This window comes from Paenibacillus sp. FSL W7-1332, assembly GCF_037969785.1.
Lineage (GTDB): Bacteria > Bacillota > Bacilli > Paenibacillales > Paenibacillaceae > Paenibacillus_AQ.
Window position 1 is genome coordinate 2,407,083 of the sequence record NZ_CP150209.1, and the last position, 17,588, is coordinate 2,424,670.

The window sequence follows — 17,588 nt, forward strand, 5'->3', positions numbered from 1 at the left end:
GGAGGGTAAAGTAGGAGTATGAGTTTGTGGAGATGTTTAAGAGCGGATTTGTTAAAGCTTCGAAGAACCAAGATTTTATGGATTCATGTTGCGATTCCAGTCGTATGTGCAGTGCTTTTTCTGGGTTACTTCCATGGTAGAAAGATGGATTCTTTTCAGATGTATTCCTTTTACATGGAGAGCATCGGCGTTGCACTGCCCTTGCTTCTTGGGATGATCACCGGCTTGATGGTTTACCAAGAAAGACGTGCAGGGCACTTTCAAGTACTTCTTAGCGGTTCCGCATCCCGCTTATCAGGATATACGAGCAAGCTGCTGCTCTTGATTTTATTCGAGGCTTTTTCGATTCTTTTGGCTGTAGTACTATGGGTAGCAGGGATGAAATGGGTATTGCACTTGACCGATATTCCTTTGTGGAGTTACTTTTACGGATGGCTTTGGCTTACAGGTTCCAGTCTATTGATTTGGATCGTACAACTTTTTTCAGCCTTTATGTTTGGAATGGGTGCTTCGATTCTATTGGGAGGCGCAGGGCTTCTGTTATCGGCACTTATGGCGACAGGGTTGGGAGATGGGATATGGATGTATGTCCCTTGGGCCTGGGGAGTTCGTTTCAGTGGGTTAACCGGCCTATTGCAAGAAGGAACCTTGCCGATGGAATTGGTGGACTATGTTCAAGATGAGTTAAAGCAGGGGCTTGTGTTTGCGACTTTGCTAACTTTAGCCGGTCTGGTTTTAAGTATGATCTGGTTTCGCCGATGGGAAGGCAAGCAAGCGCATGAATAGGCTGTTATTATAGGGAAAGACGTGATAGAAATGGCCAAAATCTTGGCGATTGACGACGACTCTGACATTTTAGCATTAATATCCAATATTTTGCATCGCGACCAACATGCCGTGATAACCCTTCAGGAAGTTACAGACATTAATCCAGAATTTTTTCAAGAATACGATCTGATCCTTTTGGACGTCATGATGCCTTATGTGGATGGCTTTGAGCTATGCAGGAGGATTCGGGGGTTTGTCAGCTGCCCCATTCTCTTTCTTACAGCCAAATCCCAAGAGGAGGATGTGGTTAACGGCTTGATGACGGGAGGGGATGATTATATTGCAAAACCGTTTGGCGTAAAAGAGCTGCGTGCGCGGGTAAATGCCCATTTGCGGAGGGAATCCCGGGAAAAGAACGTATCGAGGATGACCGTCGCGGGGGTTACTTTTGATTATGACGCCAAAGAAGTGTGGGTGGGGGAGCAACAGGTTCGGTTAACCCCCAATGAGTATAAGATATGCGAAATGCTTGCCAGACGAAAGGAGCGGGTATTCAGCCGGGAAGAAATCCATCAAGAGATATATGGAATTGATGGGGATGCCCTGTTTACTACGATTACGGAGTTTATACGGTCAATCCGCAGTAAATTTAATGCGTGTGGAGTGTCTCCGATCTCGACGGTCTGGGGAGTGGGCTACCGATGGCAAAACGACTGAAACAGACAACTCTACGTGTAGAGCTGCTCAAATACGTCATTTCATTAACCGTGTGTCTCGTTTCAATCGTACTTATAGGCGTATTCCTAAACCAGCTCGCCATTAATTCAGGGCTTGTGGTAAACGCTAATTATGATGAACGACGCGTGCTTGAAGCTGAGTCGATGATACAGGAAACTCCCCAATTCAAGAGGGAGCTGGTTCCCGATGAGATCCCGTTCGTTGTGCTGAAAAAGCCTGCGCTTGAAGTGGTAGATGGATCACTGGATGCTGCGGGAATGTCCTCGGCCATTCGGGCGATCCAGAACAGGACGGCTTACCAGGGACAATCGGTATACCGGGTCGTTGAGAGAGAGGATGCATACGTTGTTTTACATTATAAGGTTCGTACGCGCTTTACCTCACCGTTTTTAAGGGAGCATTTTCCGGATTATGAAGTGACAACCATCGCGCTGGGCATTGTATTGATCATAGGTGTGGTGTTGGCTGTCACTTCGGTGTTCGCGAGGAGACTTCAACGCCAATTCGACCGTATACAGGAGCTGACCCGAAGCATTCAAAACCAGGATCTGAGTCTGGAAGCGCAGAGGTCCCCGATTAAAGAATTCGATGATGTCATGACCTCCCTTCAGGAGATGGCAAAGGCGTTAGAGGCCTCACTGAAAGCGCAGTGGAAAACAGAAACTCGAAAGCGGGAACAAATCGCTGCCTTGGCCCATGATATCAAGATTCCGGTAACGATTATTAAAGGAAATGCCGAACTGTTAAATCTTGATGAACAGAGCGAGGAGCATGCGGGATATACCGAATATATCTTGAATGCGAGCAATAGGATCGAACATTATGTTAACATGCTTATTCAACTGTCCAAGGCCGAGCAGGACATGGCGATCATTAAGAAACCGACCTGTCTTAAGGATTTTATAGATGAACTCGTTCAGGACTTTACGGGTTATATCGGACATCGGAGGATTGAGCTTGAATTCGATGTTATGGAAGGATTGAAGATTGAACAGTCGACGATCTACATAGACAAAGCGCTGCTTCATCGAGCATTGATGAATATCTTGACAAATGCCGTGGATTATTCGCCTAATGGAGGGAAGATAGGACTCACGTTAATCAAGCGAGACCAACTCCTGTCATTTCGTGTGACTGACAGCGGACCGGGCTTTACCCTTGAGGACCTCGAGCAGGCTACCCAGTTGTTTTACATGGGAGACAAGAGCCGCACAGCTACAGGACACTACGGAATCGGATTAACCTTTGCCAGCAATGTTGCAAAGCTCCATCATGGAACTTTAACGCTTCGCAATCTTCAATGGCAGGGTGGAGCTGAGGTTACATTTCGAATTCCCATCGATCGAAGTCACTGACTCCGTGGCTTCGGTCTATTTGATTTGCCATGATTTGGAAGGGCTGTACCGAATTAATTTCCGGAGCAGTCCCTTCATCGTGTGACTTTCCGATATGCCGAAGAAACATTATGTTATTTGGAGCAACATCGAAGCCAGAGCAAGCAGGGCAAACACTTTCCCCGGGTGAGCTGATGGATACTACTCCTCGGTTCTTAACCAGCACTCCACAGAAACACGATCGGTTGAAAATCCCGCATTGCACCAGAACCCTACCCATAAAACGCTTATTCCGTATATGGACTTGAAAACGTATGTGAAGTAATATGAAAAGATCGTATATCTCATACGGCATCATTTCATCAAGAGTAGGGGTACAGCTTCCATGAACATACCTAAACAACGCATCAAAATCAGTCTAGCCATGGTTATGCCTGCGCTGGTTTCATTATCCATTCTCATGACGATGTCGATTATGTTCTATATCCAGTATAAAAACGAGAAACGATCCTTATACAACAACACCATGTCGCTTAATTTATCCTCCGCACAAAAAATGGCGGTTACCCTTGAAGCGATTTTCTCAGGGATGCGCCAAAGTCTTCGCGCCTCTGCCAACAATCCGGCTATTGAGGCCAGCGCGGCATCCGATCAGAAGGAGCTGCAGGTCATTTTTGATCTGATGCTGCAGAGCAGCCCTTATTTCAACTCCGTATTTTGGGCCGATCAAGCGGGTACCATTCGCGTGGTTTCTCCTGTGGGGAATAATTTGAATCAGGCCCGATTAAAAACGGAGGGGACTACGGAGGCGCTACAGGAGAGAAAGTCCTATATATCTGCACCGTATAGAACGCCTGCCGGACGCTGGATTGTTCTTGCGAGCGAGCCGATTTTTGACAGCTCCGGCGAGTATCACGGTATGATTGCCGGCACAATCTACTTGGAAGAGAACAATATATTGCATCGGATCTTCGGTTCCGGTGCGGGGAATGAGGAAGAATCCTACTCCTATATCGTGGATGCCCGCGGGAGGCTGCTCTATCATCTGGATAAAAGACGGGTAGGGGAGGACGTAAGCTCTAACGGCGTGGTAAAGCGGCTCATGAGCGGCGAGAGCGGCATGCAACGTGTCATGAATACGGATGGTGACGATTATTTGGCCGGTTATGCCAGCGTTGCAATGAATGGCTGGGGGATTGTCATGCAGACGTCGGTAAGTTCCATTCTGGCCGATGTCGACCGCAACTTGGAAGACCAACTGAGAAGCATGCTTTTTCCGATCGTGCTTATGCTGGTCATAGCCGCCTATACGGCTGCAAGAATTGCCGCTCCGTTTACCCGGCTGTATAAATTAACGAAAATGGTAGCAGCGGGACAAACGGTGTCTTCTCAGGAATTCCGGCCGCATTGGAATCGGGAAGCCGATCAATTGAACCGGATCATGGGGGTGGCTGCCGAATCGCTGGCCAAGCAGACCCTTTCGTTACAGCAGGAAGCCATCACGGATCCATTGACGGGGCTGTCCAATCGCCGAGAGCTGGAACGCTGCCTTGATTCATGGGAAGCGCTTAGGGATCCATATGCTGTTTTAATGCTGGACATTGACCATTTTAAAAGCGTAAACGATACATATGGCCATCAAACCGGCGATCAGGTCCTGAAGCTGGTGGCGGCGGTCATGAACGATTGCGTTCCAGAGGGTGCGGTCTGCTCTCGTTTCGGCGGGGAGGAGTTTGTCATTCTTCTTCGGAAGCATAGTATGGATGAAGCCTATCGTTTGGCTGAGCGAATTCGCAATGCGATTCAGAATTCCAAAACGCCTTATTCGCTAACACTTACCGTATCGATCGGCGTCTCCTTGTATCCCGAACATGGCAACCGAGAGGATGTATTCCAGGCAGCGGATATGGCGTTATACCGGGCGAAGGACGAAGGACGTAACCGGACGGTCTCGGCAGGATAATCGGTGTAAAAACAACTTATGCGTTGTATTCAGCAAGGAGACTGTCTCAATGAGACAGTCTCCTTTTATAAATTCAATAACTTCTCCATAATCTTGACGTCCACGAACTTGCCATCCAAGATGCCTTGGTTTTCAAGAACACCGACGTCGCGGTATCCCAGTTTATGATATAGGCCTTGACCGTTTTGATTAAATGGAAAGGTGAACAACACGATTTTATAAAACCTTTGTTCCTTTGCAATTACCTCAAGACGCTGAAGCAGCAAACTTCCGATTCCTTGGCCTCTGAATGCCCGATCGATGTATATGGATAGGTCGGCAACACCGTCATAAGCACATCGCTGCGAGTAAGGGTTGAGGGAAGCCCAGCCGATCACCTCGCCAGCGAACTCGGCTACAATGACAGCGTAACGATCTTGGTGTTGTTGGAACCAGTTATTCATATATGCAATATCCTTTACATCCATTTCAAGGGTTGCAATCCGATCCTCGATTCCTTGATTATAAATGTTCAAGATTCGTTCCATATCGTCATTGACTGCTGCTCTAATCGAAGCGGTGTTCACTGTTGGTTCCCCCTATAAATCATAATTATTTATTCAGATATTGGGCCGCAGCATTTACTGGATTTGGCCATTGCATCGTTGAAAATCTTAACGGAGTGAAGCACGGTTTCTTTTTCGAACTCGGTCATATACGAAAATACTTCGTTCAGGTAGTCATTCATTTGTTGATCAATGGTAGCCGCTATAAACTTTCCCTCCATCGTAAGAGCCAGCGTATAAACTCTTCGGTCCTGTGGATCCTGAGTTTTTTTCACTAAATTCATTTTGATTAGGGATTGTACCTGTCTGCTAAACGTCGTAATGTCGGTTCCAAGCGTATCTGCAATCTGTTGCATGGAAGGGTTGTGCTGCCGATCCACTTCGTATAGGATGTGGCTTTGTACTAATGTGACATCGTTTCCTCCAACACTGCAGCAGTTTTTATTAAGTAGTCCAAACCTTCGGGTCATGATCTGAAACAGCTCGCGAGCATTTTCCATTGTTGAATCACCTCTTGTATTAGTTATACAACACATATTTGCAATATGCAAATATGTGTTGGAATCCATATAAAATAATGATTTGCAGTTCAATAAGCTGGGTGAATGATTATTAAATCAAAATATTTTGATTTAGCCCTTGAATATGAAATTACATCATGATATGCTTCATTCATCAAAATTAATTGATGGATGGTGGAAAGTCCAATGATGAATTACTATATCATGGAAAGATTGATTGAGTTTCAACAAAAAGAAATAGAGCAGAAAGCACGACATGTCTGGAAGCGGTTGGAATCAGCTTATCCGAGACAGTCGACGATGAACTCTTCGGCCCATGTCACTTTACAACCAGCCGCTGTTTGTTGCTGCTGCTAAATGGAGGTTACGGATATGATCAAAGAACTGAATGTTATTCAGGGATCCAGCGAGACTGTTGATTTTACCCAATACGAGGCTAAGTTCAAAGCATTGGCGGATCAGAAAAGACTGAAAATCATGCATGAACTCAGCCAAAAAGGAAGCGTCTGCGTCTGTGACCTGATGGAAATTATGGAAATGCCTCAGTCTAAGCTATCCTATCACCTAAGAGTCCTACTCGATGCCCAATTGGTCACTCTCGAGACCAGAGGAACCTGGAGCTATTATGAATTAAATCATGCTGTAGTCAACCGGTTGCTTTCACCGGATTTGTGCTGCATTTTCCGTACAATGGATGCCAAGCAGAGTGGATGCTGCTCATAAGATCCGCAAGAACTGTTGGTTTTCTATTGTACTCCTAATTTAACTTATAGTTGCAAAATACAAGTTATTAAGTTTTGTTTATAGATTAAAACAGATTTCTTCTTTATTTAGTTAATAAATCAAAAAAATTGATAAATAGAAATGTAGGAGGATTTATGGATGAAAAACATTGAATTTAAGGTAGCTCCAACATCTTGCTGTACACCCCTGGTATCAAATAAAACTAAAGAAACGGTCAAGGAGGAGCATGCGTCCTACAACAATAATCTGCCGATCGCGATTATCGGTGCCGGACCGATTGGCTTGGCAGCCGCAGCGCACTTGGCGGAGAGAGGACAAAAATTCATCCTTTTTGAAGCAGGGCCCAGCATTGGTCAAAACATCCTGCAATGGGGACATGTACGTCTTTTTTCACCATGGCAGTATAACATCGATAAAGCCGCTGAGCGTCTTTTACGCAATCAAGGGTGGCAGCCTCCCGTTCTAACGGATTTGCCTTTTGGTCAAGAGTTGGTTCATCAGTATTTGGAGCCTGTGGCGAAATTGCCTGAACTGGAGTCTTACATTAGGTTGAATTCCAAAGTCATCTCCATAACGAAGAAGAACACAGATAAAATGAAATCCGCAAATCGTGAAGCTGCGCCGTTTGTACTATATGTTGAAACAAGCGTCTCCACCGAGCGGTTTGAAGCACGGGCGGTGATCGATGCCTCCGGGACTTGGGGTCATTCGAATCCGCTGCATGCAGACGGGATATGGACACGTGAAGAGCGTGATCTGAAAGATCGCATTTATTATGGAATTCCGGATCTATCAGGAGAACAAAGGCAGAAGTATACAGGGAAACGTGTAGCAGTTGTAGGAGGCGGGCATTCGGCGATCAACACATTACTGGATCTAGCCAAGCTTAAAGAGACGGATTCGGATACGGAAATCATTTGGGTGATGAGAAAGAAATCGGTGGAAGAAGCTTACGGTGGGGAAGAGAATGACCAATTAGAGGCACGAGGAACACTTGGAAGTCACATTCACCAGCTGATTGATGCCGGCGAAATCCAAGTGGTTACTCCATTCATGATCGAAGGGCTTTCCAAAAACGATGGAAGAATGACAATCATTGGGAATGTAAACAGCGAATCCAAGGAAATCCAAGAAATCGACGAAATGATCGTAAATACGGGAAGCCGACCGGATTTCTCATTCTTGAGTGAGATTAGACTTAGCATTGATCCTGCTACGGAGAGTGTTGAAGCGCTTGCGCCCCTAATCGATCCCAACGTGCACAGCTGCGGAACCGTAAGACCCCATGGCGAAAAAGAGCTGCGTCATGTAGACAAGAACTTTTATCTCGTTGGAATGAAAAGTTATGGCCGGGCACCAACCTTCCTTATGGCAACAGGCTACGAACAGGTTAGATCCATTGCGGCATATCTCGATGGAGATATGGAATCAGCATTAAAAGTTGAACTAGAGCTGCCCGAGACCGGCGTGTGTGGAATTAGCAGTACTCCGAATGCCAACGATTGTTGTATGCCTGCTGCCTCATCTACTTCGGAATGCAATTAATATGAAGGGGTTATATACATGATGAATTTATTGAATCGTGAACTTATACAGGTTGTAATAGACCATGCACTTCAAAAGGATCTACTTCGGGGTCATTTCGGTTTAGAAAAAGAAAATGTACGGGTCGAACAAGATGGAAAACTTGCATTGACACCCCATCCAGAAGCCTTTGGGAATAAGACGGATAACCCTTATATTCAAACTGATTTTTCAGAGAGTCAAATCGAGCTGATAACCCCCGCGTTTGAGTCGATTGAAGAGACTTATTATTTCATGGAAGCCTTGCAAGACATTGTTTCTGTGGAATTAGAAGGGGAATATTTGTGGCCAAGCAGCAATCCTCCCATGCTGCCCGAAGAGAAAGAAATTCCTATTGCCAACATGAGCGATCCCATTGCGGACGACTATCGAAGTGAACTGGCGGATAAGTATGGTCGTAAAAGACAGTTGTTAAGCGGAATTCATTATAATTTCTCGTTTGATGAGAAATTTCTTGCAAAACTATATAATACCCAGGTGCTGCACAAAGACTTTAAGGAGTTCAAAGATGCAATTTACTTTAAAGTAGCCCGTAACTTGATGAGGTGCCGTTGGCTGCTTATTTATTTAACAGGGGCAAGTCCTGTTTTTGATAATACCTATATTGAGCAGTGTGTTAAATTAGCGAATACCCATGATAATAAAAGTTATTATTTTCCGATCATGAACTCACTTCGGAACAGTATGTGCGGCTATCGGAATGATAAATCGTATTATGTTTCTTTTAATTCGGCCAAAGAGTACGTTCATGACTTAAACAGGCTGATTCAACAGAATGAATTACTGAGCGTAAAGGAATTTTACAGCCCCGTCCGCATAAAAACCGAAAAGGGGATCAACCCCTGCCAGGAGCTTGTGGAAGATGGGGTAGCATACTTAGAGCTTCGATTTATGGATATCAATCCACTTCACAAGATTGGAATAAGTAAAGAAATGATGCACTTTATACATTTGTTTATTCTCTTTATGCTGCTTAAAGTAGATGAATCCTTCCATGAGGAAGATCAAAGGATAGCTGAAGAAAACCAAGATCAGGTGATTATGGAAGGTATTAAAGGTTATTTAAACGAGCCGGAATATAGTCAGTTCACGATGGAGGAAATGGCACTCGCTGTTATCGATGAGATGAAGGATATGGTGAAGCTCTTGTTTCCTAAGAATGAGGATTATCAGCACATTCTGGACAGTGAAAAGCAAAAGATTCTTCATACGGAGTTGAATGTTGCACATAGGGTGAAGTCTGACATTCAAAAATCATCCTATCTGACATACCATTTGGAAAAGGCGAAAACATACGCTCAGGACAGTATGCAAAACGGATACCGTTTTGCAGGGTATGAGGATCTCGAATTATCAACTCAACTGCTCTTAAAGGCAGCGGTGAAACGTGGCATACGCTTTAAATGGATGGATCGGGATGAGAATTTTGTATTACTATCAAAAGGTAATCATCAAGAGTATGTGAAGCAAGCTACGAAAACTTCCCTGGACTCCTATAGTACGGTGTTAATAATGGAAAATAAGGTGGTTACGAAAGAAGTCCTCAAACAACATGGAATTCGTGTACCGTCAGGGGAAGCGTTTCAGAGCTTGGATGAAGCCATGTCCACCTATGAAACCTACCACGGCACTCCCATCGTGATAAAGCCCAAATCAACCAATTTTGGATTGGGCATTACGATCTTCAATCGAGATTATTCGAGAGAGGATATGAAAAAAGCGTTTGAAATCGCATTTACTCACGATCAAACGGTTCTTCTTGAGGAATTTATGACAGGAAAAGAATATCGCTTTCTGGTCATGGGTGATCAAGTTGTAGGGGTCCTGCATCGTGTGCCTGCAAATGTCGTCGGTGACGGTGTTCACACGATCGAACAGCTTGTTCATGAGAAGAATAAAGACCCACTTCGAGGTAAAGGGTATAAGACGCCCCTTGAGAAAATTCAGTTAGGGGAAGCAGAAGCGATGTTTTTGAAAAATCATTCTATGAGTTGGAACGATATACCCCAACAAGGGGAGGTTATCTATCTGAGAGAAAATTCGAATATTAGTACGGGTGGAGACAGTATCGATTTTACGGATGAAATGCCAAATAGCTACAAGGAACTTGCCATTCAATCAGCTAAAGCTGCAGGAGCGACCCTATGTGGTGTGGATATGATGATTGATTCTTTGGAGGAAGAAGCAACCGATACCAATTACAGCATTATAGAAATCAACTTCAACCCAGCGATTCATATCCACTGCTACCCTTATATCGGAAAGAATAGAAGGGCAGATGAAAAGATTCTGGATTTATTGTTTGGTTAGTTTCGATTACGGCGATGTAAGTTGATTCCATCGGGAAACGTGTCGCAGGAAACCAGGGATGCACGCTGGTGTTGTTGAATGAGAAATTATTGGGAGTTGAGTTTACACACTTGAAATCAAGGGCGATTTCGATTAGCATATAAGCATTAACTTATATGGTTATGATTCGGTCGAAGTGATCTTTTAAGGAAGGAGGGGGCCTTATTGGAGCAAATGAACGAGATGGCCGAGAAACTCAAATTGCTTGGAGATAAAACTAGGCTTACCATGTTGACGCTCCTTAAGGAAAGAGAATGGTGCGTTTGCGAGTTTGTAGATATTTTTGATATGTCACAACCTGCAATCAGCCAGCACTTAAGAAAGCTTAAGTCTCAAGGGATCGTTAATGAAGCCAGACGAGGCCAATGGGTTTATTATTCATTGCATGTTGCGGATAAGCCATATATCCAAGCCGTGTTAAATGAGATGCCAAGTGCTCAAGAAGTACTGTCTTCCTTAAATAGGGAAACTAAGTGTGCTTGTGATTAATCATGCTAATAGGGATATTTAGCATAAAATTGAGGGATGTAAACTATTATCTCTGCTCATTATATAAGAATATAGTTATATATTGATTCTTGAAAAAACATTTATTCTAGTTCAGCGTGTAATTGGAGGGTTTGAACATTGGTTTCTGTTGTTCTGGCTAGCATCATTTTTCTGGTCACGTTAGTTTTTGTCATTTGGCAGCCTAAAAATCTATCCATTGGATGGTCGGCATGCGGGGGGGCAGTACTGGCACTGCTCGTTGGAGTCGTCGACTTTCAGGATGTATGGGATGTCACTCAGATCGTGTGGAATGCAACGCTCGCCTTTGTCGCGATCATTATCATTTCATTGATCTTGGATAAGATCGGTTTATTCGAGTGGGCCGCCTTACATATGGCGAATGCTGCTCGAGGAAACGGGATCCGGATGTTTGTGTACGTATCCGTTCTTGGAGCTGTTGTCGCCGCTTTTTTCGCAAATGACGGTGCGGCTCTGATCTTAACTCCGATTGTGCTGGCTATGGTACGAGCGCTGAATTTCGACGAAAAGAAGGTATTCCCCTTTATCATCGCAAGCGGCTTTATTGCGGACACGACCTCTCTTCCGCTTGTGGTCAGCAACCTGGTGAATATCGTATCGGCCGATTTCTTCGGAATTACGTTTACCGAATATGCGAGTCGTATGTTGGTTCCCAATCTGTTCTCTTTAGCAGCGAGTGTCCTGGTGCTGTATCTGTTTTTCCGCAAAAGCATTCCGCGAAAGTTTGACGGCACCCAGCTTAAGCATCCATCAACGGCAATTCAAGACCCTGCCATGTTCCGTTTATCCTGGATCGTGTTGAGTGTGCTCCTTTTCGGTTACTTTGTGTGTGAATTTGTTGGTATTCCGGTATCGATCGTAGCTGGCGTTATCGCGATTTTCTTCCTCCTGATGGCAAGAAAAAGTCCGGCTGTGCAAACAAAGGAAGTACTCCAAGGTGCTCCTTGGGCCATCGTGTTTTTCTCCATCGGCATGTATGTGGTCGTATATGGCTTACGTAACGCGGGTCTTACGGATCTTCTGGCCAGTGTCATTCAGAGCATAGCGGACCAGGGACTGTTTGCGGCAACGATGGGGATGGGATTTATCGCTGCGATAATTTCCTCCATCATGAACAATATGCCAACTGTGATGATTGATGCACTCGCCATCGATGCGACAAACACGTCGGCTGCTATCAAAGAGGCATTAATTTATGCGAATGTTATTGGCGCCGATTTAGGTCCCAAAATCACGCCGATCGGTTCGCTGGCCACCCTGCTGTGGCTGCATGTCCTTTCGACCAAAGGCGTGAAGATCAGCTGGGGAACCTACTTTAAGACAGGGATCATATTAACCATCCCAACGTTATTTATAACCCTCCTAGGTTTATATATCTGGTTGACCATACTTTAATTCAAGCGATAGGGGAGAGACACGAATATGGAAAAAAAGACACTTTATTTCTTGTGCACAGGCAACTCATGCCGCAGCCAAATGGCGGAAGGATGGGCCAAGCAGCATCTGGGTGATGATTGGAATGTTTACAGCGCCGGCATCGAAGCTCACGGCCTGAACCCTAATGCCGTCAAAGCGATGAATGAGGTAGGTATTGATATTTCGAAACAAACGTCCGATGTCATTGATCCGGAGCTGTTAAATCAAGCCAACCTGGTGGTCACCTTATGCGGTGATGCTGCCGATCGTTGTCCGGTGACACCTCCGCATGTTCGCCGCGAGCATTGGGGATTCGACGATCCTGCCAAGGCACAGGGCACCGATGAAGAAAAATGGGCTGTTTTTCAGCGTGTTCGCGATCAAATCGGCGAGCGTATTCAAACATTCGCTGAAACCGGCGAGTAATATAACAGGATTTTGAGCCGGGAGCTTTCCCGGCTTTTTTCCATGAAGGCTCTTTGAAGGCCTATTGAATCACGGCGCGCAGAGCTTGAGCGAACTTGGATATTCCGGATGGGATATCCTCGGCTCTGGCACGGGCATAAGTAAATCTCACATAACCGGAAGCGGAACCGTACACGCTGCCTGGCGCAAAAATTACTCCTTTTTGAATGGAAGTCTCCAGCAGCTTGCTGTCATTCACTTCCGGTACGATTTTGCACCAGAGATGCAGGCCGCCCTCGGGCACATGGAAATGGACCAGGCCTTGAAGTTCTTTCTGAAGGGCCTCGATCAGTAAATCCCGCTTGTACAACAGGCTTGCTCTTAGCCTGTCCAGGTGCGGAGCAAAATAGGAAGAATTGAGGAACTGTCCGGCCAAGCTTTGAGGCACCACGCTCAATCCGAAATCCATCTGCTGCCTGGCGTCCGCAAGCCGCTCCACCACGGAATTCGGGGCGACCATCCAGCCTACGCGGAGGCCGGATGCGGCTATTTTTGAGAAAGACCCGATGTACAATACCGAGCCGACGGAATCCACCGATTTCAAGGGGACAGGCGGAGAACACTGATAGGCCGTTAAACTGAAGGGATCATCCTCAACGATCGGTAGCCCCAGCTTACTAGCCGTATCAAGCAGCTGGGATCTTCTCTCATGGTCCATAATGGTGCCCGTGGGATTCTGGAAATTCGGATTAATGAATATCATCTTGATCCGGTGTTTCTTGTAAAGGGAGCGGATGTCGTCCGGTTGTACCCCTCGTTCATCGACAGGGAGCCTGAACAATCGGAGCCCTGCGGATTGAAACATCGGCAGCGAATAACAATAGGATGGATCCTCGATGGCCACAGCGTCACCAGGTGACAGCAAGCACTGTGTAATGAGATACAGCGATTGCTGGGATCCTGACGTAATCAGTATGGACGATTCGGTAGTATGAATCCCGCGATATTTTTTGAGATAGGTAACCAATGCTTGTCTGAGTGGACCATATCCTTGCGGATTGTCATAACCGAAATAGGATAGACTGGGTTTCTGGCTCATCAATGTATTCATTTCTTGGATCGGTGCCAAATCCCCGGCGAGCTCCCCGCTGGCAAAATCAATCAAAGAAGGATCATGCGCCAACGCTTCCCGAATCCGGCGGAGAAAAGGGGGGTTAGGCAGAAAATTTCCTCCCTCAGCGTAACGGCGCCAGTTCGGCGTATGCTTCGGCGTGGCGCCCCACTTGGAACTGCTGACCCGCGTACCGCTCCCGGAACGGCTCTCTATGATTCCCAGCGCCCGAAGCTCCGAGTAAGCCAGAACCACGGTGCTTCGATTAACTCCGATTTGCTCCGCCAGTTTTCGTTCGGAGGGGAGTAAGCTGCCTGGAGGAAACTCACCGTAAGATATTCTTTGCTCCAAAGCATCAGCAATTTGCTGATATAGAGGTTGTGTGCTGTTGCGATCCGGCTTCCACACCTTCCTCATCCTTTCATGAACATAATCAGTTGTTTCTGTCTGTAATGTTAATCATATCACTATGCTTAAATGAAGGGTTTTCATAATTTCATCATTACGATGACAAATATCCAGTACACCGGTAGAACATGGAGGTTATATCGATTGTAAATCGGATGGGTCACCATAACCCTGCCGGGATAGGGGGGAATCGCTGCAGTTTCTTGACAAAACTTAAAAACAGGAATAAAGTATGATTTAATTAATCGTAATAATTACGATTATGAAACACGAGAATAGGAGGTGTTGAATATGCGAGTGACGGTAACTTTGGCATGTACGGAAACCGGCGACCGTAACTATACAACGACTAAAAATAAAAGAAATCACCCGGAGCGAATGGAATTGCGCAAATATTGTCCACGCTTGAAGCGGGTGACGCTTCATCGGGAAACCAGATAGCGAATACAACGTAAGCCGGACCTATCATCCGGCTTATTTGACTTCAAGCGAAATGGGATTACACTAAAATAACAGAATGCAGCGATGTGAACGAGGGGGATGGATGGGATGAACCAGGAACGACATGATTCCAGCGGTGAGCTGCTCCTGAGCACACATACCCCGGAACAGTGGAGGCGGAGAAGGCAGGAGCTTAACGAATGGATCAACAGACCCAAGGTGCGCAAACAGCCCAAACGGACACGGTTATTCGGCGATACTTCTGTCGATGAGCAGTTATATCCGATATTGATCCAGCTGCAAAAGGCGGGATTGGAGACCGAGTTTTCCTGCGCCGGCGTAAGCCCGCTGGATGAACCCGTTGATCATTCCCTGTATGCCTACCTGACGTTTTTCGCGAGTGGTCCTGCGGAGAAGTTCGCGAACATTCTGATGGGAAACATGAGACATCGAGCGCTGATTACCTATGAGCCTGCCCGTCAACGCTATGACGTGTCATCGTTTTTTATCGGACATAACCGTTCCTTCTGTCTGCTTCTGCAGCACAGTGCGGATCGGTTACTAATATAAGGAGTCGTGATCGAATGACGAGAAGCATCATGGAATGGGATGCGGGCGAATGGACAACCGAACCGGTATCGGTGACAAAAGAAGGGTACCATCTGAAGGTAGAGTCGAGAGAAGGCAGTGATTATTGGGAGAAAACCTTGTACGGATTTCAACGCGACAGCGGGCATTCACTGCTTACCTCGTGGGATCACGATGCGGCCATGGAGGTCACTTTTGAATTGGATTCCTTTACAGAACTTTACGACCAGGCTGGGATTATGCTTATGAACGCTCCGGGACAGTGGATCAAAGCAGGGATCGAGATTAATGACGGAATCCCGCAGCTTGCCACTGTCGTCACCGATGGATATTCGGATTGGTCGCTCGCGCCGGTGCCGGAGTGGGTTGGCGAGCGTGTCACGATCCGTGCCTCGAGGCTGAATGATGCAGTCATCATCAGGGCAAGAACCGGCAAGCATCCTTGGCGAACCGTCCGCGTTGCCCCATTCCCTACCGGGACAGAATGTCAGGCCGGACCTTTTGTTTGCTCGCCGACCCGTACCGGACTGAACGTAACATTCACGCATTGGGTGAGGACGGAACCGGATAGCGACATCCATGTCGACCCGCCTATTGAAGCTGAAGTGTAGGAATATGTGCGGGTTTTGGTCGAATCAAGGAACTGGAATAGCGATAAAGAGACTTCACCTGAATGTCGTTACCGGTGAGGTCTCTTTTATATGCCGGTCCTCTGTATCAATTGCCACAGCGGGCATGCTGCGTGTATTGATATATTGAAGGTGGACACACGAACCTGCGAAATATTGATCACGTCCAGCAAAGGGGATACAACCATATGCGAAGCAAAGAAAGTGTTGCTATTAAAGAACGGTTGACCGCAGAGGGATTTCATCATAAATGGGAAAATGCCGGAACGATTCGGCAATATATCGAAACCTTGCCTCCGTATCCTGCACTTTCAGAGGAACAGGAAGGATTGGAAACCCGTTGTTTTCACAGCGGATCCGGCTTGAGTATGAATTATTATATATCGCATGGCGCGATGGAACAGGGGACCATCGTTTATGTGCACGGCGGAGCTTATATCGAAGAGATTCTTCCACCTCATTTTGCTTTTGCCAAACAGTGGACGAAGCGAACCGGATTCACCGTCATCATACCGAATTATCCCACCGTCCCGGCTATAGATGCGAAGAAGCTGACGGGGCTGATGCGCGAATTTTACAAGTACATCTGCGCCCAGACGGGGAGTCCGGTATTTCTAATGGGTGATTCGGCAGGTGGAGCGCTGGCTCTCGATATGGCCCAATCGGTAAAAGGAACGCCGCTTGTCCCAAAGGGATTAATTCTGCTCTCGCCATGGGCGGATGCAGCCACGGACAACCCCCAGATTGCCGCACTCGCTATACCGCAGCGTGACGTCTTTCTACAGCCGGCCGGACTCGGAGAGGTCGGTAGGATGTATGCAGGAAGCCTTCCTGTGGACGACCCAGCGGTCAGTCCTTTGTTCGGCGAGATGGGAGGCCTTCCCCGCACGGTCATCCTTGTCGGAACCGATGACTCCTTGCTGCCGGACGCTCGTTTGCTGCGCGATAAACTGGTCCGAGAAGGCGTTAATGCCGAGTATTGGGAATACGAGAACATGATGCATGTGTGGCCTCTGTTTCCGATGCCTGAAGCCGAAGAAGCACTGGAGCGGATGCATCAATGGGTGGCGTGCAATGGAGGCAAGCCCTAATGGAGGGTGAAGGACCATCCAATTGGATGGTCACAACTGTCGCGCAATTGGATGGTGTGCATTAGTCGATTGTTCATTATAATGAGGCAGAAATGACAAATGAATGATTATTACGGTTGATCCTGATGCCTCAGGTTCTATAATAGAATGTATATAATGAATAATCGAATGGGGTTGTTTGTGGTTGGTTATGTATATTATCGTCATCGCACTGGCATTAATTGGAGGAGTTTCCACGCTTCTTGTAGGATTATCTCAGGAGAATAAGAAGGCAAACCCGAACTATGAGCGGAAAACAAAAACCAATCTCACGAAGCTGCTCATCATTTATCTTGTTTCGTTAATTGCGTTTATTGTGATATGGATGATGTTTAGATAATTGTAGAGGCCGTAACCTGGAATGATGACCGGGGAGCGGCCTTTTT

Annotated in this window: 18 protein-coding genes; 15 read left to right on the forward strand and 3 right to left on the reverse strand. The window is 46.3% G+C overall.

Annotated features, from left to right (window positions below; translation table 11 throughout):
* Positions 1-18 precede the first annotated feature (18 nt).
* The 4 genes from MKX98_RS10520 (at position 19) to MKX98_RS10535 (ending at position 4,803) form a co-directional block, all read left to right on the forward strand.
* On the forward strand, positions 19-786 hold the full coding sequence (locus tag MKX98_RS10520) for a lantibiotic immunity ABC transporter MutG family permease subunit (RefSeq protein WP_194541764.1): 768 nt from the start codon (positions 19-21) through the stop codon (positions 784-786).
* Between the two features lie 30 nt (positions 787-816).
* Positions 817-1,485 (forward strand): response regulator transcription factor, encoded by a 669-nt coding sequence (locus tag MKX98_RS10525; protein ID WP_339222920.1) that lies wholly within the window; start codon positions 817-819, stop codon positions 1,483-1,485.
* Positions 1,470-2,861: a HAMP domain-containing sensor histidine kinase gene (locus MKX98_RS10530; RefSeq protein ID WP_220685975.1), complete on the forward strand. Its 1,392-nt coding sequence runs from the start codon at positions 1,470-1,472 to the stop codon at positions 2,859-2,861. Before MKX98_RS10525 ends, MKX98_RS10530 begins: the two co-directional genes overlap by 16 nt.
* A 364-nt stretch (positions 2,862-3,225) precedes the next feature.
* Positions 3,226-4,803: a sensor domain-containing diguanylate cyclase gene (locus MKX98_RS10535; RefSeq protein ID WP_220685974.1), complete on the forward strand. Its 1,578-nt coding sequence runs from the start codon at positions 3,226-3,228 to the stop codon at positions 4,801-4,803.
* A 65-nt stretch (positions 4,804-4,868) separates the two neighbouring features.
* Here MKX98_RS10535 and MKX98_RS10540 read toward each other — a convergent pair whose 3' ends face one another.
* Complete coding sequence (locus tag MKX98_RS10540) at positions 4,869-5,369, reverse strand: arsinothricin resistance N-acetyltransferase ArsN1 family A (RefSeq protein ID WP_220685973.1); 501 nt, start codon at positions 5,367-5,369, stop codon at positions 4,869-4,871.
* A gap of 29 nt (positions 5,370-5,398) precedes the next feature.
* Positions 5,399-5,848, reverse strand: a complete 450-nt coding sequence (locus tag MKX98_RS10545; protein ID WP_220685972.1) for a MarR family winged helix-turn-helix transcriptional regulator — start codon at positions 5,846-5,848, stop codon at positions 5,399-5,401.
* Between the two features lie 393 nt (positions 5,849-6,241).
* On the opposite strand from MKX98_RS10545, the gene MKX98_RS10550 reads away from it, so the two are divergent.
* The 6 genes from MKX98_RS10550 to arsC all read left to right on the forward strand — a co-directional run bounded on the left by MKX98_RS10550 (position 6,242) and on the right by arsC (position 12,916).
* Positions 6,242-6,592 carry a metalloregulator ArsR/SmtB family transcription factor gene (locus MKX98_RS10550; protein WP_220685971.1) on the forward strand — a complete coding sequence of 117 codons (351 nt, stop codon included), beginning with the start codon at positions 6,242-6,244 and terminating at the stop codon, positions 6,590-6,592.
* A 159-nt stretch (positions 6,593-6,751) separates the two neighbouring features.
* A complete protein-coding gene (locus MKX98_RS10555) occupies positions 6,752-8,158 on the forward strand; it encodes an FAD-dependent oxidoreductase (RefSeq protein WP_220685970.1) in 1,407 nt (468 codons plus the stop codon).
* Between the two features lie 18 nt (positions 8,159-8,176).
* Positions 8,177-10,507, forward strand: coding sequence for a bifunctional glutamate--cysteine ligase GshA/glutathione synthetase GshB (gshAB, locus tag MKX98_RS10560; RefSeq protein ID WP_259445351.1), 2,331 nt, complete (start codon positions 8,177-8,179; stop codon positions 10,505-10,507).
* A 204-nt stretch (positions 10,508-10,711) separates the two neighbouring features.
* The gene (locus tag MKX98_RS10565; RefSeq protein ID WP_308116311.1) at positions 10,712-11,035 is read left to right on the forward strand and encodes a metalloregulator ArsR/SmtB family transcription factor; all 324 of its coding nucleotides are present in this window, start codon (positions 10,712-10,714) and stop codon (positions 11,033-11,035) included.
* 138 nt (positions 11,036-11,173) lie between these two features.
* A complete protein-coding gene (locus MKX98_RS10570) occupies positions 11,174-12,469 on the forward strand; it encodes an arsenic transporter (protein WP_220685969.1) in 1,296 nt (431 codons plus the stop codon).
* A 27-nt stretch (positions 12,470-12,496) separates the two neighbouring features.
* Complete coding sequence (gene arsC / locus MKX98_RS10575) at positions 12,497-12,916, forward strand: arsenate reductase (thioredoxin) (protein ID WP_220685968.1); 420 nt, start codon at positions 12,497-12,499, stop codon at positions 12,914-12,916.
* Between the two features lie 61 nt (positions 12,917-12,977).
* On the opposite strand, the gene MKX98_RS10580 is transcribed toward arsC, so the two are convergent.
* A complete protein-coding gene (locus tag MKX98_RS10580) occupies positions 12,978-14,414 on the reverse strand; it encodes a PLP-dependent aminotransferase family protein (protein WP_339222921.1) in 1,437 nt (478 codons plus the stop codon).
* A 291-nt stretch (positions 14,415-14,705) separates the two neighbouring features.
* On the opposite strand from MKX98_RS10580, the gene rpmG reads away from it, so the two are divergent.
* The 5 genes from rpmG (at position 14,706) to MKX98_RS10605 (ending at position 17,542) form a co-directional block, all read left to right on the forward strand.
* Positions 14,706-14,855, forward strand: coding sequence for a 50S ribosomal protein L33 (rpmG, locus tag MKX98_RS10585; protein ID WP_098742858.1), 150 nt, complete (start codon positions 14,706-14,708; stop codon positions 14,853-14,855).
* 108 nt (positions 14,856-14,963) lie between these two features.
* The gene (locus tag MKX98_RS10590; protein ID WP_194541771.1) at positions 14,964-15,425 is read left to right on the forward strand and encodes a hypothetical protein; all 462 of its coding nucleotides are present in this window, start codon (positions 14,964-14,966) and stop codon (positions 15,423-15,425) included.
* A gap of 14 nt (positions 15,426-15,439) precedes the next feature.
* Positions 15,440-16,054, forward strand: a complete 615-nt coding sequence (locus MKX98_RS10595; protein WP_194541772.1) for a DUF1349 domain-containing protein — start codon at positions 15,440-15,442, stop codon at positions 16,052-16,054.
* A gap of 206 nt (positions 16,055-16,260) precedes the next feature.
* The gene (locus tag MKX98_RS10600) at positions 16,261-17,163 is read left to right on the forward strand and encodes an alpha/beta hydrolase (protein WP_194541773.1); all 903 of its coding nucleotides are present in this window, start codon (positions 16,261-16,263) and stop codon (positions 17,161-17,163) included.
* Positions 17,164-17,353: 190 nt separating this feature from the next.
* Positions 17,354-17,542 (forward strand): hypothetical protein, encoded by a 189-nt coding sequence (locus tag MKX98_RS10605; protein WP_194545116.1) that lies wholly within the window; start codon positions 17,354-17,356, stop codon positions 17,540-17,542.
* Positions 17,543-17,588 lie beyond the last annotated feature (46 nt).

What these genes read in the sequence shown, in the direction of transcription:
- MKX98_RS10520 (WP_194541764.1), top strand. Translation starts at nt 19, where the DNA reads ATGAGTTTGTGGAGATGTTTAAGAGCGGATTTGTTAAAGCTTCGAAGA.
- MKX98_RS10525 (WP_339222920.1), top strand. Translation starts at nt 817, where the DNA reads ATGGCCAAAATCTTGGCGATTGACGACGACTCTGACATTTTAGCATTA.
- MKX98_RS10530 (WP_220685975.1), top strand. Translation starts at nt 1,470, where the DNA reads ATGGCAAAACGACTGAAACAGACAACTCTACGTGTAGAGCTGCTCAAA.
- MKX98_RS10535 (WP_220685974.1), top strand. Translation starts at nt 3,226, where the DNA reads ATGAACATACCTAAACAACGCATCAAAATCAGTCTAGCCATGGTTATG.
- MKX98_RS10545 (WP_220685972.1), bottom strand. Translation starts at nt 5,848, where the DNA reads ATGGAAAATGCTCGCGAGCTGTTTCAGATCATGACCCGAAGGTTTGGA.
- MKX98_RS10550 (WP_220685971.1), top strand. Translation starts at nt 6,242, where the DNA reads ATGATCAAAGAACTGAATGTTATTCAGGGATCCAGCGAGACTGTTGAT.
- MKX98_RS10555 (WP_220685970.1), top strand. Translation starts at nt 6,752, where the DNA reads ATGAAAAACATTGAATTTAAGGTAGCTCCAACATCTTGCTGTACACCC.
- gshAB (WP_259445351.1), top strand. Translation starts at nt 8,177, where the DNA reads ATGATGAATTTATTGAATCGTGAACTTATACAGGTTGTAATAGACCAT.
- arsC (WP_220685968.1), top strand. Translation starts at nt 12,497, where the DNA reads ATGGAAAAAAAGACACTTTATTTCTTGTGCACAGGCAACTCATGCCGC.
- rpmG (WP_098742858.1), top strand. Translation starts at nt 14,706, where the DNA reads ATGCGAGTGACGGTAACTTTGGCATGTACGGAAACCGGCGACCGTAAC.
- MKX98_RS10590 (WP_194541771.1), top strand. Translation starts at nt 14,964, where the DNA reads ATGAACCAGGAACGACATGATTCCAGCGGTGAGCTGCTCCTGAGCACA.
- MKX98_RS10595 (WP_194541772.1), top strand. Translation starts at nt 15,440, where the DNA reads ATGACGAGAAGCATCATGGAATGGGATGCGGGCGAATGGACAACCGAA.
- MKX98_RS10600 (WP_194541773.1), top strand. Translation starts at nt 16,261, where the DNA reads ATGCGAAGCAAAGAAAGTGTTGCTATTAAAGAACGGTTGACCGCAGAG.
- MKX98_RS10605 (WP_194545116.1), top strand. Translation starts at nt 17,354, where the DNA reads ATGTATATTATCGTCATCGCACTGGCATTAATTGGAGGAGTTTCCACG.